The following is a 14,308-nucleotide window of genomic DNA, read 5'->3' as shown; positions in this document are numbered from 1 at the left end:
CATTGGAACGCGTTTCGCTGTAGGAGCTGCCGCAGGCTGCGATCTTTTGCTTTTGGCGGTATGAAGCCAACTGGCCACTCTCGCCACTTTCGCTGCAACCCTCTACCCTGAGTGCATTGGCAGATTCTGATCCGCCGCCTCGGGACACTGAGCCTCATGTACAAAGATTTGAAGTTTCCGGTGCTGATCGTCCACCGCGACATCAAGGCCGACACGGTCGCCGGTGACCGTATCCGGGGCATCGCCCGGGAGCTGGAGCAGGAAGGTTTCAATATCGTTTCGGCCATCGACTACACCGAAGGGCGGTTGGTGGCGTCGACCCATCATGGTCTGGCGTGCATGCTGATCGCGGCCGAAGACGCCAGCGCCGATTCCCACTTGTTGCAGAACATGGCCGAACTGATCGGCCTGGCCCGGGTGCGGGCGCCGGATCTGCCGATCTTTGCCCTGGGCGAACAGGTCACCCTGGAAAACGCCCCGGCCGATGCCATGGCTGAGCTCAATCAACTGCGCGGCATTCTCTATCTGTTCGAAGACACCGTGCCGTTTCTGGCGCGGCAAGTGGCGCGGGCGGCGCGCAAGTACCTTGATGGCCTGCTGCCGCCGTTTTTCAAGGCGTTGGTGCAGCACACCGCCGATTCCAATTATTCCTGGCACACCCCCGGACATGGCGGCGGTGTGGCCTATCACAAGAGCCCGGTGGGGCAGGCGTTTCATCAGTTCTTCGGCGAAAACACCCTGCGTTCGGATTTGTCGGTGTCGGTGCCGGAACTCGGTTCGCTGCTCGATCACACCGGCCCGCTGGCCGAAGCCGAAGCCCGTGCGGCGCGCAACTTTGGCGCCGATCACACGTTTTTCGTGATCAACGGCACCTCGACCGCCAACAAGATCGTCTGGCACTCGATGGTGGGTCGGGATGATCTGGTGCTGGTCGACCGCAACTGCCACAAGTCGGTGTTGCACGCGATCATCATGACCGGGGCGATCCCGTTGTACCTGTGCCCGGAGCGCAACGAGCTGGGGATCATCGGCCCGATTCCGCTAAGTGAATTCAGCCGCGAATCGATCCAGGCCAAAATCGACGCCAGCCCGCTGACCAAGGGCCGTGCGCCGAAAGTCAAACTGGCGGTGGTGACCAATTCGACCTACGACGGCCTGTGCTACAACGCCGAGCTGATCAAACAGAGCCTGGGCAACAGCGTCGAAGTGCTGCATTTCGACGAAGCCTGGTACGCCTACGCGGCGTTTCACGAATTCTTCGCCGGGCGCTACGGCATGGCCACTTCGCGCGGCGAGGACAGCCCGCTGGTGTTCACCACCCATTCCACGCACAAACTGCTCGCCGCGTTCAGTCAGGCTTCGATGATCCACGTGCAGGACGGCGGTGCGCGGCAACTCGATCGTGACCGTTTCAACGAAGCGTTCATGATGCACATCTCGACCTCGCCGCAATACAGCATCATTGCCTCGCTCGACGTGGCCTCGGCGATGATGGAAGGCCCGGCCGGGCGTTCGTTGCTGCAGGAAACCTTCGATGAAGCGCTGAGTTTCCGCCGCGCGCTGGCCAATCTGCGCCAGCACATCGCCGCCGATGACTGGTGGTTCTCGATCTGGCAACCACCTGGCGTCGAAGGCATCGATCGGGTGCAGACCGCCGACTGGCTGCTGCAGCCGGACGCCGACTGGCACGGCTTCGGCGAGGTCAGCGACGACTACGTGCTGCTTGATCCGATCAAGGTGACGCTGGTGATGCCTGGCTTGAATGCCGGTGGTGCGTTGAGCGAGAAGGGCATTCCGGCGGCGGTGGTCAGCAAATTCCTCTGGGAGCGCGGGCTGGTGGTGGAGAAGACCGGGCTGTATTCATTCCTGGTGCTGTTCTCGATGGGCATCACCAAGGGCAAATGGAGCACGCTGCTCACCGAGTTGCTGGAATTCAAACGCAGTTACGACGCCAACGTCAGCCTGGCCAGCTGCCTGCCCTGTGTCGCGCAACAGGATACCGCGCGCTATCGCGGCATGGGTCTGCGCGACTTGTGCGATCAACTGCACGCCTGTTACCGCAGCAACGCCACCGCCCGCCACCTCAAGCGCATGTACACGGTAATGCCGGAGATCGCCATGAAGCCGGCCCACGCCTATGATCATCTGGTGCGTGGCGAGGTCGAGGCGGTGCCGATCGATGCGTTGGAGGGCCGGGTCGCGGCGGTGATGCTGGTGCCGTATCCACCGGGGATTCCGTTGATCATGCCCGGCGAGCGCTTTACCGAGACGACCCGCTCGATCATCGATTACCTTGAATTCGCCCGCACCTTCGATAGCAGCTTTCCCGGTTTCGTCGCTGATGTGCACGGACTGCAACATGAAGATGAAGGCAATGGACGGCAGTACACCGTCGATTGTGTAAAGGAATGAGGACTTTTCCGAGTATGCAACCGGTCATGAATCCGAAATACCCAGGGCTGTCGGTGCGGGTCGCCGACGATGGTTTCGCTGCCTACATCTGGGGCAGCGACTTCAGTTTCGACGTATCGGCTTATGGCGCGGCGGTGATCGGCCGGCCAGTGGCGCAATGGCCGCTGACGCCGATCGTGCCGTACCGCAAATGCTATGGCATCGATCCCGAAGAGTTCAGCAGCTTCCGCGATGCCGCCGACAGCGCAATTTTCATGGCGTATCTGGACGACGAGCCGGTGGGTCATCTGGTGATCAGCACCAACTGGAACGGTTTTGCGCACATCGATGAGCTGGCGGTGCATGCGCCGGCGCGTCGGCACGGGGTGGCGAAAGCGTTGCTCGATGTGGCGCAATTCTGGAGCCGCAAGAAAAAGCTGCCGGGGATCATGCTCGAAACCCAGAACAACAACCTTGGCGCCTGTCGCCTGTATGAGCGTTGTGGCTACGAGATCGGCGGCATCGACCATCTGCGCTATCGCGGGATTGATCCGCACACCGAGGAAGTCGCGCTGTTCTGGTATCGCCTGTTCGATAACCCGCTGGAAAACCCGCTCAGCTCGCGAGCATCGCCTCGGCTTGTTCCGTGACGATCGTCAGCAGGGTCTGAATCGCGGCGGGCGTGGCACTGTGGCGGTAGGTCAGGGCATACAGGCTGATCGGCACCGCCGGTGACAACGGGCAGACATCCAGTCCGCCGGCCCGTGCGCCGACAGCAGTGAACGGGTCGACGATGGCCAGGCCTTCGCCGGCCTCGACCATGCTGCGCATCATCTGATGGGTTTGCACCCGGGTCTGGAAGCTTGGCGCCGGGCGCAGGCCCTGCAGCTTGTTTTCCAGCGCCGGGCTGAGCGGGTCCTGGCCTTCGAGGCCGACCATCGCCTGGCCGGCCAGGTCCTGCAGGGAGATGTATTTCTGCTTCGGTTGCAGCCAGCCGTGGGGCGCGAGCAGTTGCAACTTGCCCTGGGCCAGCGGTTGCGCGTGAATGTCGGGGTGTTCCGGATCGTGCAGGCTCAGGCCCAGATCGCTTTCGCGCAGTAACAGGCTGCGCACGATGTCGCCCGTGGCGGCGCCGAGCAGGCGGCACGGCGCATCCGGCAGGCGCCGACGCAGCAGGGCGATGCTTTGCGGCAACAGCTGTTGCGCCAGCGGCGGGGTGCCGATAATGCGCAAGGGTGGCGCGAGATATTGCTTGAGGCTGCTGGCCAGGCGCTGCAGCGGCTCCAGCGCCTCATAGACGTGAGCGATTTCGACCTGCAGCGCCCGCGCTTCCGGCGTCGATTGCAGGCGCCCGCGAACGCTGGCGAACAGCATGAACCCCAACTGACTCTCGGCTTCGCGCAAACGCGCTTCGACCTCGGCCACCGGCAACTGCAGCCATTCGGCGGCGGTGCCCAGGTGACCGGTCTGCAACAGCGCCTGAATCACTTCGATATGACGTAAACGCATGCGTGAAGTCCATGTTCAGCAGGTGGGGTCAAGGGCTGAATCCTACCCCAAGTCTGCGCATATGACTTCTGCTCATAACACTCGGTTATGAAGCGGCGGTGGGCTCGGGTTCGCGGATCAGGGTGATGCCTGACTGAACCAGAAAAAACTCGTTGTCACTGACTTTGTTGACGCGATCGCCAATGGCCAGTCTGTAAATCGGCTCCGAGCCAGTGGAACCGTCTGCCGACGGGTTGGATTCCTGGAATTCATGCACGGAATAAACGCGGCCTTCCGCATCTCTTGCATGGAACTGACCGACGAGTACTGCTGCCATCTGCTTAGAACCTCTGGAGATAAAACGCTTGATTTGCGGCTTGGTAGACCGTCATCAAGCCCTGTAAGTTTTCCTACAGGAAAAAAATAATCAGCATCGGGGAATTTCCCTGCCCGCTGGTGAAACCGTCATCGAATCATCTATAACTACAGGCTCTTCCCACCGACAGTCGAGAGTCTTCCATGAGCAATGTCTACAACGTCGCTGTAGTCGTCGGCAGCCTGCGCAAAGCATCGATCAATCGCAAAGTCGCCCTGGCGCTGGCCGAACTGGCGCCGGCGAACCTCAAACTGAAGATTGTCGAGATCGGCGATCTGCCGCTGTACAACGAAGACATCGACGGCGATACGCCGCCGGCAGCCTACAGCACTTTCCGCCAGGAAGTCGGCTCATCCGACGCGGTGCTGTTTGTCACCCCGGAATACAACCGCTCGGTGCCGGCACCTCTGAAGAATGCGATTGATGTCGGCTCACGGCCGTATGGCAAAAGCGCCTGGAGCGGCAAGCCGGGGGCGGTGATCAGCGTGTCGCCGGGGGCGATTGGCGGCTTCGGCGCCAACCAGCATCTGCGCCAGTCCTTCGTGTTTCTCGACGTGCCGTGCATGCAGCAGCCAGAGGCGTATCTGGGCGGCGCGGGTTCGGCGTTTGACGAGGCGGGCAAGCTGAGTGAGTCGGTCAAGCCGTTCCTGCAAAATTTCATCAACGCGTACGGGAAATTCGTGGAACAACACAAAAAATAATCTGGTCAGAGCTGCGATAAAACAGAGATCCTGTGGGAGCGGGCTTGCTCGCGAAGGCGGTGTGTCAGATGACAACGTTGTGTCTGACACACCGCCTTCGCGAGCAAGCCCGCTCCCACATGGGGATCTCCACTCATTTGAAATTTGAAGGCTGTTGCGAATGCTCGCTGCGTCACTGATCTTCCTGCTGACCATTACCCTTGTCATCTGGCAACCCAAAGGCCTCGGCGTCGGCTGGAGCGCGACGCTCGGCGCGCTGCTGGCGCTTATCTGCGGCGTTGTGCATTTGAGCGATATTCCGCTGGTGTGGCAGATCATCTGGAACGCCACCGGTACCTTTGTCGCACTGATCATCATCAGCCTGTTGCTCGACGAAGCCGGTTTCTTCGCCTGGGCCGCGCTGCACGTGGCTCGCTGGGGGCGGGGCAGTGGGCGCAAGCTGCTTGCCTTCATGGTGTTGCTCGGCGCACTGGTGTCGGCGCTGTTCGCCAATGACGGCGCGGCGCTGATCCTCACGCCGATCGTTATTTCGATGCTGCTGGCATTGCGCTTTTCCCCGTCGGCAACCCTGGCGTTCGTGATGGGCGCCGGCTTCATTGCCGACACCGCGAGCCTGCCGCTGGTGGTGTCGAACCTGGTCAACATCGTCTCGGCGGACTTCTTTCACATCGGCTTCAACCGTTATGCGGCGGTGATGGTGCCGGTCAACTTTGTCAGCGTGGCCGCCACGCTCGGCGTATTGATGTGGTTCTTCCGTCGCGACATTCCCAAAGACTACGACCCGGAGCAGCTCGACCAGCCGCACACCGCGATCCACGACAAGGCCACGTTCTACGCCGGTTGGGCGGTGTTGGTGATCCTGTTGATCGGCTGCTTCTTCCTCGAACAGATGGGCATTCCGATCAGCGCGATCTCGGCGGTCTGCGCCGCGCTGCTGCTGGGGATCGCCGCCCGCGGCCACAAGATTTCCACGCGCAAGGTGCTCAAGGACGCGCCGTGGCAGATCGTGATTTTCTCGCTGGGCATGTACCTGGTGGTCTATGGCCTGCGCAATGCCGGGCTGACCAGCTATCTGGCCGGTTGGCTGGATGTGTTCGCCGGCTACGGCGTGTGGGGCGCCGCGATGGGCACCGGGGTGTTGACCGCGCTGTTGTCGTCGATCATGAACAACCTGCCGACGGTGCTGATCGGGTTGCTGTCGATCGACGCCAGTCAGGCCACGGGGGTGGTGAAAGAAGCGATGATCTACGCCAACGTGATCGGCAGCGATCTCGGGCCGAAGATCACCCCGATCGGCAGTCTGGCGACCTTGCTCTGGCTGCATGTGCTGGCGCGCAAGGATATCCGCATTGGCTGGGGTTATTACTTCAAGGTGGGGATTGTGCTGACGGTGCCGGTGTTGCTGATTACCTTGGCGGCGTTGGCTGTGCGGTTGTCCGTCTAGACCGCGTTGGCCCTTTCGCGAGCAAGCCCGCTCCCACAGGGGACCGTATTTCAATTTGCCATTTGGAATGCATTTGAACTGTGGGAGCAGGCCTGCTCCCACAGAGGAGCGTATTTCAATTTGCCATTTGGAATGCATTTGAAACGGTGGGAGCGGGCTTGCTCGCGAAGGGGGCAGTTCAGGCGCTGAAGAATCTCAAACCTGCCCCGGCACATTCGGCCAAAGATCCGCCACCAGAAACAATCGCTCTGCCTCTTCCCATTCGCCCTGTGCATTCTCGATCAGGCGCACCATCAGCTGCGCCGGCGCCATCGGGTCCAGCGCCTCCAGCCACAGCCGCAACTGCTCAGCGCTCCAGGCCTGATCGGGCGGGTAATGCGCCGGCGCCAGCCATGCATGGCGCGGCAGCGGTTGCCAGCGTCCGCTCGGGCGCTGGGCGACAAACGCCAGCCAATCCTTCTGATGCAGCCAGCTGCCGCGTAGATGCTGCGGATGCGCGCCTTGCGGCGCCGCGGCCTGACCGGGCCACGGATATAGCAGGTAGCCGCCCAGCCACAACTGCGCACTGAACACTTCGATATCCAGCGCTGCCAGCGTCGCGCGGCTTTCCGGGCGGGCCGAGATCGGCAACTGATGCTCAGTCAGATGCGCCAGTTTACGGTCCAGTCGATCATGACAACCCGGGCCCAGCCATTGCGCCGGGTCATGCCCATCGCCGTGCTGCGGACCGAGGTAGAGCTTGATCGCCAGTTCCAGGTGATGCACGCCGTCGCGGTCGCGCAGCAGCATGTCCAGTTCGCCGAGAGTGTGGCCTTCGCGGCGGATCGGCAGGTTGGCGGCAAGCAGTTCGATGCCCGGCGCATGCTCCACGGCAAACTGCCACAAACGCTCGTAATACAGACCCAGGCGCCGGGTGCGCGCCTGCGACAGCCAGTGCAGCAAGGCATAACTGTCGCGATCCAGTTGCCGCAGCCAGTGCTCCAGGCGCTGCGGATCGCCGACCCAATCGCTGCCGGCCAGCGGGTGGCGCTGCGGCCATGGCGCGGTCGCGAGCATCGGCGGGGCGAGAATCACCCACGCCAGATCCCGCACTTCCGGATGGCGTAATTGGTGCGGCAGCTGCAGCAGGTCGGGAAACAGGATCATCTTGCGAGCATAGCCTGAAACACCGGCGCATCCTTGAGGCTGAAAGGATTTTGTCTATCGCAGGCTTTCGCCCATAATCGTGCTTTTCGCGTTTTCGATTGTCCGCAGAGGTCCCATGGAGCAATTTCGTAATATCGGCATCATCGGTCGCCTGGGCAGTTCCCAGGTGCTGGATACCGTCCGCCGACTGAAACGCTTTCTGCTCGATCGTCACCTGCACGTGATTCTCGAAGACACCATCGCCGAAGTCCTGCCGGGCCACGGCCTGCAGACCTCGTCGCGCAAGATGCTCGGTGAAGTCTGCGACATGGTCATCGTCGTCGGCGGCGACGGCAGCCTGCTCGGCGCTGCGCGTGCCTTGGCCAAACACAACATTCCGGTGCTCGGGATCAACCGTGGCAGCCTTGGCTTCCTCACCGATATCCGCCCGGATGAACTGGAAGTCGAAGTGGCCAAGGTCCTCGACGGCCACTATCTGGTGGAAAACCGCTTCCTGCTGCAGGCCGAAGTCCGCCGGCATGCCGAGGCCATCGGCCAGGGCGATGCGCTGAACGACGTGGTGCTGCACCCGGGCAAATCGACGCGGATGATCGAATTCGAGCTGTACATCGACGGCCAGTTCGTCTGCAGCCAGAAGGCCGACGGCCTGATCGTCGCCACCCCGACCGGCTCCACGGCCTACGCGTTGTCTGCCGGCGGGCCGATCATGCATCCCAAACTCGATGCCATTGTGATTGTGCCGATGTATCCCCATATGTTGTCGAGCCGGCCAATCGTGGTCGATGGCAACAGTGAGCTGAAAATCGTCGTGTCGAAAAACATGCAGATCTATCCGCAAGTCTCCTGCGACGGGCAGAACCACTTCACCTGCGCGCCGGGCGACACCATCACCGTGAGCAAGAAAGCGCAGAAACTGCGGCTGATTCACCCGCTCGACCACAACTACTACGAAGTCTGCCGGACCAAGCTCGGCTGGGGCAGCAAGCTGGGTGGTGGAGGCGACTGATGCTCGATCCCGCGCGCAGTTATGACTTGATCGGTGACGTGCACGGATGCGCCCTGACCCTTGAACACCTGCTGGACCGTCTCGGTTACCACAAGCAGGGCGGGGTCTGGCGCCATCCATCGCGCATGGCCGTGTTTGTCGGCGACATCATCGACCGTGGCCCGCGAATCCGTGAGGCGCTGCACATCGTCCACGACATGGTCGAGGCCGGGCAGGCGTTGTGCATCATGGGCAACCACGAATTCAACGCACTGGGCTGGAGCACGCCGGCGTTGCCGGGCAGCGGCAAGCAGTTCGTGCGCGAGCACACCCCGCGCCATGCGCGCCTGCTGCAGGAAACCCTGAGCCAGTTCGAACAGCATCCGGGCGACTGGCATGACTTTCTCAACTGGTTCTACGAGTTGCCGCTGGTGGTGGATGCCGGGCGCTTCCGCGTGGTTCACGCCTGTTGGGACGCGAGCCTGATCGAACCGTTGCGCGGGCTGTTTCCCGATGCGCGCATCGATGAACATTTCCTCCAGGCCTCGGCGGTGCCCGGCAGCTTTGCCTGCACCGTGTTCGATCGCCTGTTGCGCGGCACCGACATGCGTCTGCCGGACGGCCTGACCATGACCAGCGGCGACGGTCTGGTGCGTTCGTTCTTCCGCACCAAATTCTGGGAAGACGACCCGAAAACCTACGGCGACATCGTCTTCCAGCCCGACGCACTGCCGGAGCCAGTGGCGCAGAAGCCGTTGAGCTCGGCTGAAAAAAACAACCTGCTGCGTTACGGCGCCGATGAGCCATTGCTGTTCGTCGGTCACTACTGGCGCAGCGGCAAACCGGCGCCGATCCGCCCGAACCTCGCGTGTCTCGATTACAGCGCGGTGCTCTACGGCAAACTGGTGGCCTATCGTCTGGATCAGGAAACCCGCCTCGATCCGCATAAATTTGTCTGGGTCGATGTCGAGCGGCCGGAGGTGCTGCAATGAGTGCGGTAGCGGTATTGCGTCTGCCGTTGGCGGTGGACCTGAGCGGTTTCGTCAAATTGCTGCAACGCATGCAGGTGCCGCATCGGGTCAGCGAAGAGGCGGGCGAGCAGGTGCTGTGGGCGCCGGCGGAAATCAGCGACGACGTGCTTTCGTTGTACGAGCGTTTCCCGGCCGGGGATCCCGAGCAGCAACTGGATATCCCGGTAGCAGCGACTTTCAAGCGCCCGAGCTTCGCCGAACAACTCAAACACGCCAAGGCCACCGGGCTGATCCTGTTGCTGAGCCTGCTGGTGGGCGGCCTGACCTATCTGGGCGACAACCTCGAGACCATCCGCTGGCTGACCTTCCTCGACTTCCGCGTGGTCGGCGAGTACATCCAGTTCACACCACTGGCCGACAGCCTCGCGGCGGGGCAGTGGTGGCGGCTGTTTACGCCGATGCTGCTGCACTTCGGCATCCTGCACCTGGCCATGAACGGCATGTGGTACTGGGAGTTGGGGCGGCGCATCGAGTCGCGTCAGGGCAGCATCAATCTGCTCGGCCTGACGCTGTTGTTCAGCCTGGTGTCGAACTATGCGCAGTTCGCCTGGAGCGGCCCGAGCCTGTTCGGTGGCCTGTCCGGCGTGCTGTACGGTTTGCTCGGCCACTGCTGGATCTTCCAGTTGCTGGCGCCGAACCCGGCGTATCGCCTGCCGCGTGGCGTGCTGGTGATGATGCTGGTGTGGCTGGTGATTTGCATGTCCGGGCTGGTGTCGATGATCGGTTTCGGCCAGATCGCCAATGCCGCCCACGTCAGCGGGTTACTCATCGGATGCTTCACCGGTCTGTTGGGTGGTTTGTATAACCGCCGTAAACTGGCTGCCTGAATTTTTTAGTGAATAAAGAGCACGGAGACCCTGATGTCCTCTTTTAACGAGATGATCAAGAACATCACCCCGGACATCTACGAGAGCCTGAAACTGGCCGTGGAAATCGGTAAATGGTCCGACGGTGGCAAACTCACCGCGGAACAGCGCGAGCTGTCGCTGCAGGCGATGATCGCCTGGGAAATCCAGAACCTGCCTGAGGACCAGCGCACCGGTTACATGGGCCCGCAGGAATGTGCGTCGAAGTCGATCGAAGTGCCGAACATCCTGTTCAAGTCGGATGCTATCCATTGATCGAGATTGGCCGCGGTGCAATCAGCAAAATGTCGGCGCGCCTCGACGGGCCGAATGTGCAATACGCGTTTCGTCTGGGTGAGCTTGAGGTGCCGGTCAATCCGATGATCGGCACCACGCTGCGTCTGGAGTACCTGGGGGCGATCCACTGCACCCATTGCGGGCGCAAGACCAAAACCAGTTTCAGCCAGGGTTACTGTTACCCGTGCATGACCAGACTGGCGCAGTGCGACCTGTGCATCATGAGTCCGGAGCGCTGCCACTTCGAGGCCGGCACCTGCCGCGAGCCGGAGTGGGGCGAGAAATTCTGCATGACCGATCATGTGGTGTATCTGGCCAACTCGTCGGGGATCAAGGTCGGCATCACCCGCGCGACCCAACTGCCGACCCGCTGGCTGGATCAGGGCGCCAGTCAAGCGTTGCCGATCATGCGTGTGTCGACGCGCCAGCAATCGGGCTTCGTCGAAGACCTGTTCCGCAGTCAGGTGGCGGACAAGACCAACTGGCGCGCACTGCTCAAGGGCGATGCGGCGGCGGTGGACCTCGCTCAGGTGCGTGATCAGCTGTTTGCCAGCTGCGCCGAGGGCTTGCAAGGCCTGCAACAGCGATTCGGCCTACAGGCCATTCAGACGATTGCCGACGTCGAACCGCTGGAAATCCGCTATCCGGTCGAGCAATACCCGGCCAAAATCGTCAGCTTCAACCTGGACAAGAACCCGATTGCCGAAGGCACGCTGCTGGGGATCAAGGGTCAGTACCTGATTTTCGACACCGGCGTGATCAACATTCGCAAGTACACGGCGTATCAACTCGCCGTGCATCAATAAGGATTCGCGCATGCGCACCGAACAACCGAAGATGATTTACCTGAAGGACTATCAGGCGCCCGAGTACCTGATCGATGAGACGCACCTGACCTTCGAGCTGTTCGAGGACCACAGTCTGGTCCACGCGCAACTGGTGATGCGCCGCAACCCGGAGCGTGGGCCGGGCCTGCCGCCGCTGGTGCTGGACGGCCAGCAACTGGAGCTGCTGTCGGTGACCCTGGCCGACCGGGAACTGAGCGCTGGCGACTATCAACTGACGGAAAACACCCTGACCCTGCAGCCGGCCAGCGCCAGCTTCACGGTCGACACCAGCGTGCGCATCCATCCGGAAACCAACACCGCGCTGGAAGGCCTGTACAAGTCCGGCACGATGTTCTGCACCCAGTGCGAGGCCGAAGGCTTCCGCAAGATCACCTATTACCTCGACCGCCCGGACGTGATGAGCAAGTTCACCACCACGGTGGTCGCCGAGCAGCACAGCTATCCGGTGCTGCTGTCCAACGGCAACCCGATTGCCTCCGGCCCTGGCGAAGACGGCCGGCACTGGGCGACCTGGGAAGACCCGTTCATGAAGCCGGCGTACCTGTTCGCGCTGGTGGCCGGTGACCTGTGGTGTGTTGAAGACACCTTCACCACCATGACTGATCGCACTGTCGCGCTGCGCATCTACGTCGAGCCGGAAAACATCGACAAGTGCCAGCACGCGATGAACAGCCTGAAGAAGTCGATGCGCTGGGACGAAGAGGTCTACGGTCGCGAGTACGATCTGGACATCTTCATGATCGTCGCGGTGAATGACTTCAACATGGGCGCGATGGAGAACAAGGGCCTCAACATCTTCAACTCCAGCGCCGTGCTGGCCCGCGCCGAAACTGCCACCGACGCCGCACACCAGCGCGTTGAAGCGATTGTCGCTCACGAGTACTTCCACAACTGGTCGGGCAACCGCGTGACTTGCCGCGACTGGTTCCAGCTGTCGCTCAAGGAAGGCTTCACCGTGTTCCGCGACGCCGGTTTCTCCTCGGACATGAACTCGGCCACGGTCAAGCGCATTCAGGACGTGGCGTATCTGCGTACCCACCAGTTCGCCGAAGATGCGGGTCCCATGGCTCACGCGGTGCGTCCGGACAGCTTTATCGAGATCTCCAACTTCTACACCTTGACCGTGTACGAAAAGGGCTCGGAAGTGGTCGGCATGATCCACACCCTGCTGGGCGCCGAAGGCTTCCGCAAGGGCAGTGACCTGTACTTCGAACGCCACGATGGCCAGGCCGTGACCTGCGACGATTTCGTCAAGGCCATGGAAGACGCCAACGGCGTCGACCTGACCCAGTTCAAGCGCTGGTACAGCCAGGCTGGCACACCGCGCCTGGCGGTGAGCGAGTCCTACGATGCCGCGGCGAAAACCTACAGCCTGACCTTCCGCCAGAGCTGCCCGGAAACTCCGGACAAAGTTGAAAAGCTGCCGTTCGTGATTCCAGTCGAACTGGGCCTGCTCGACGCGCAGGGTCACGAGATTGCCCTGCGTCTGGCCGGTGAAGCGTCGGCGCAAGGCACCAGCCGGGTGATCTCGGTGACCGAAGCCGAGCAGACGTTCACCTTCGTTGATATCGCTGAGCAACCGCTGCCATCGCTGCTGCGTGGCTTCTCGGCGCCGGTGAAACTGAGCTTCCCGTACAACCGCGACCAGTTGATGTTCCTGATGCAGCACGACAGCGATGGCTTCAACCGCTGGGACGCTGGTCAGCAACTGTCGGTGCAGGTCCTGCAGGAACTGATCGCCCAGCAGCAGAAGGGCGAGGGCCTGGTGCTGGATCCGCGGCTGATCTCGGCGCTGAAAACGGTGCTGTCCGACGAGTCGCTGGATCAGGCGATGGTCGCCGAAATGCTTTCGCTGCCAAGCGAAGCCTATCTCACCGAAATCAGTGAAGTGGCGGACGTCGAGGCGATCCACAGCGCTCGCGAATTTGCGCGCAAGCAACTGGCGGACAACCTGTTCGAAGCGCTGTGGCTGCGTTATCAGGCCAACCGCGACCTGTCGAAGCAGACGCCGTATGTGGCCGAGGCCGAGCATTTCGCCCGCCGTGCGCTGCAGAACATTGCGCTGTCGTACCTGATGCTCAGCGGCAAGCCGGAAGTGCTGGCCGCCGCCCTCGAGCAGTTCGAAACCAGCGACAACATGACCGAGCGCCTGACCGCGCTGGCGGTGCTGGTCAACTCGCCGTTCGAAGAGCAGAAAGCTTTGGCACTGGCGAGCTTCGCCGAGCACTTCAAGGACAACCCACTGGTGATGGATCAGTGGTTCAGTGTGCAGGCCGGCAGCACCCTGCCTGGCGGTCTGGCGCGGGTCAAAGCCTTGATGCAGCACCCGGCGTTCAACATCAAGAACCCGAACAAGGTGCGGGCACTGGTCGGCGCGTTCGCCGGGCAGAACCTGATCAACTTCCACGCCGCTGACGGTTCGGGCTACCGCTTCCTCGCGGACCTGGTGATTGAGCTGAACGGCTTCAACCCGCAGATCGCCTCGCGGCAACTGGCGCCGCTGACCCGCTGGCGTAAATACGACAGCGCGCGTCAGGCGCTGATGAAGGCTGAGCTGGAGCGGATTCGGGCGTCGGGTCAGTTGTCCAGCGATGTGTACGAAGTCGTCAGCAAAAGCCTGGCGTAACGCATAACGAATTGTGGGAGCGGGCTTGCTCGCGAATAGGTACTGTCAGTCGACATCTCTGTGTCTGACACACCGCATTCGCGAGCAAGCTCGCTCCCACAGTTTTTTGCGTGGCTTACCAATCCCTGAT

The 14,308-nt window shown here is 61.8% G+C and carries 13 protein-coding genes; 10 read left to right on the top strand and 3 right to left on the bottom strand.

The genetic code is table 11. The features are described 5' to 3' along the window. Positions 1–156 precede the first annotated feature (156 nt). Positions 157–2,412 (top strand): Orn/Lys/Arg family decarboxylase, encoded by a 2,256-nt coding sequence (locus tag ACXR0M_RS08130; RefSeq protein WP_458831420.1) that lies wholly within the window; start codon positions 157–159, stop codon positions 2,410–2,412. A gap of 14 nt (positions 2,413–2,426) precedes the next feature. Next, the gene (locus ACXR0M_RS08125; protein ID WP_458831419.1) at positions 2,427–3,041 is read left to right on the top strand and encodes a GNAT family N-acetyltransferase; all 615 of its coding nucleotides are present in this window, start codon (positions 2,427–2,429) and stop codon (positions 3,039–3,041) included. On the opposite strand, the gene ACXR0M_RS08120 is transcribed toward ACXR0M_RS08125, so the two are convergent. Further along, positions 3,007–3,900 (bottom strand): LysR family transcriptional regulator, encoded by an 894-nt coding sequence (locus tag ACXR0M_RS08120; protein ID WP_458831418.1) that lies wholly within the window; start codon positions 3,898–3,900, stop codon positions 3,007–3,009. The genes ACXR0M_RS08125 and ACXR0M_RS08120 overlap by 35 nt on opposite strands. A gap of 85 nt (positions 3,901–3,985) precedes the next feature. Beyond that, positions 3,986–4,216, bottom strand: a complete 231-nt coding sequence (locus ACXR0M_RS08115) for a hypothetical protein (RefSeq protein WP_458831417.1) — start codon at positions 4,214–4,216, stop codon at positions 3,986–3,988. A gap of 182 nt (positions 4,217–4,398) precedes the next feature. Here ACXR0M_RS08115 and ACXR0M_RS08110 point away from each other — a divergent pair, with 182 nt between their 5' ends. Together ACXR0M_RS08110 and ACXR0M_RS08105 are read left to right on the top strand one after the other, a co-directional pair. Further along, a complete protein-coding gene (locus ACXR0M_RS08110) occupies positions 4,399–4,956 on the top strand; it encodes an NADPH-dependent FMN reductase (RefSeq protein ID WP_458831416.1) in 558 nt (185 codons plus the stop codon). Between the two features lie 160 nt (positions 4,957–5,116). Beyond that, positions 5,117–6,400 (top strand): arsenic transporter, encoded by a 1,284-nt coding sequence (locus tag ACXR0M_RS08105; RefSeq protein WP_458831415.1) that lies wholly within the window; start codon positions 5,117–5,119, stop codon positions 6,398–6,400. Between the two features lie 195 nt (positions 6,401–6,595). Here the strand turns inward: ACXR0M_RS08105 and ACXR0M_RS08100 are convergent, their stop codons facing one another. After that, positions 6,596–7,546 (bottom strand): DUF1853 family protein, encoded by a 951-nt coding sequence (locus ACXR0M_RS08100; protein ID WP_458831414.1) that lies wholly within the window; start codon positions 7,544–7,546, stop codon positions 6,596–6,598. A gap of 115 nt (positions 7,547–7,661) precedes the next feature. Here ACXR0M_RS08100 and ACXR0M_RS08095 point away from each other — a divergent pair, with 115 nt between their 5' ends. The 6 genes from ACXR0M_RS08095 to pepN are packed head-to-tail and all read left to right on the top strand — an operon-like array spanning position 7,662 to position 14,178. Beyond that, the gene (locus ACXR0M_RS08095) at positions 7,662–8,552 is read left to right on the top strand and encodes an NAD(+) kinase (RefSeq protein ID WP_003224174.1); all 891 of its coding nucleotides are present in this window, start codon (positions 7,662–7,664) and stop codon (positions 8,550–8,552) included. After that, positions 8,549–9,523 (top strand): metallophosphoesterase, encoded by a 975-nt coding sequence (locus tag ACXR0M_RS08090; RefSeq protein WP_458831673.1) that lies wholly within the window; start codon positions 8,549–8,551, stop codon positions 9,521–9,523. The genes ACXR0M_RS08095 and ACXR0M_RS08090 overlap by 4 nt, the downstream gene beginning before the upstream one ends. Then, on the top strand, positions 9,520–10,389 hold the full coding sequence (locus ACXR0M_RS08085) for a rhomboid family intramembrane serine protease (RefSeq protein ID WP_458831413.1): 870 nt from the start codon (positions 9,520–9,522) through the stop codon (positions 10,387–10,389). The genes ACXR0M_RS08090 and ACXR0M_RS08085 overlap by 4 nt, the downstream gene beginning before the upstream one ends. Before the next feature lie 33 nt (positions 10,390–10,422). After that, positions 10,423–10,683 (top strand): YeaC family protein, encoded by a 261-nt coding sequence (locus ACXR0M_RS08080; RefSeq protein WP_060540507.1) that lies wholly within the window; start codon positions 10,423–10,425, stop codon positions 10,681–10,683. Continuing rightward, positions 10,680–11,510: a DUF2797 domain-containing protein gene (locus ACXR0M_RS08075; RefSeq protein WP_458831412.1), complete on the top strand. Its 831-nt coding sequence runs from the start codon at positions 10,680–10,682 to the stop codon at positions 11,508–11,510. Before ACXR0M_RS08080 ends, ACXR0M_RS08075 begins: the two co-directional genes overlap by 4 nt. A 10-nt stretch (positions 11,511–11,520) precedes the next feature. Next, entirely contained in the window at positions 11,521–14,178 is a 2,658-nt protein-coding gene (gene pepN / locus ACXR0M_RS08070; protein WP_458831411.1) for an aminopeptidase N, read from the top strand. Positions 14,179–14,308: the final 130 nt, after the last annotated feature.

It is taken from the genome of Pseudomonas sp. Eth.TT006, from assembly GCF_054456575.1.
This window is presented reverse-complemented; position numbering and strand designations above follow the sequence as displayed.